Below are 536 nucleotides of genomic sequence, written 5' to 3' on the forward strand. Positions count from 1 at the left end.
GGTGCGGCTGGATCACCTCCTTTCTATGGAGAATCGTTTCCTGCAACGGAAACATTCAAATCTAAAATCTAGCCAGGTCGGCTAGTTCTCACTCGTTGCTCAGTTTTGAGAGAGCAAACACTCTTTCGAAATGCGTTTGGTGGCGATGGCGGAGGGGTTCCACGCGTACCCATCCCGAACACGACCGTTAAGTCCTCCAGCGCCGATGGTACTTGGACCGAAGGGTCCTGGGAGAGTAGGATGCTGCCAAGCGCATGCCCTTATGGGTTATCTCATAAAGGTTGTAACAACATTATATTTGGGCCCTTAGCTCAGCTGGTTAGAGCGCACCCCTGATAAGGGTGAGGTCGGTGGTTCGAGTCCACTAGGGCCCACCATATAACTTCATAAAGTAAGTAACGGGGTCCCCGAAAAGTAATCGGAATCAACCTCGAAGCCATACTTCACTTCTTGGGGTGAAAATATGGGGCCATAGCTCAGCTGGGAGAGCGCCTGCCTTGCAAGCAGGAGGTCAGCGGTTCGATCCCGCTTGGCTC

The 536-nt window shown here is 52.4% G+C and carries 1 tRNA gene and 1 rRNA gene; both read left to right on the top strand.

Annotated elements, in window-relative coordinates:
* Positions 1-135 precede the first annotated feature (135 nt).
* Positions 136-252: ribosomal RNA gene (gene rrf, locus GRF59_RS29275) — 5S ribosomal RNA — on the top strand.
* A gap of 48 nt (positions 253-300) precedes the next feature.
* Positions 301-377 (top strand) — tRNA-Ile (locus GRF59_RS29280).
* Positions 378-536 lie beyond the last annotated feature (159 nt).

Origin of the sequence: Paenibacillus dendrobii (assembly GCF_009807035.1) — a bacterium.
Taxonomy (GTDB): Bacteria; Bacillota; Bacilli; order Paenibacillales; family Paenibacillaceae; genus Paenibacillus_AQ; species Paenibacillus_AQ dendrobii.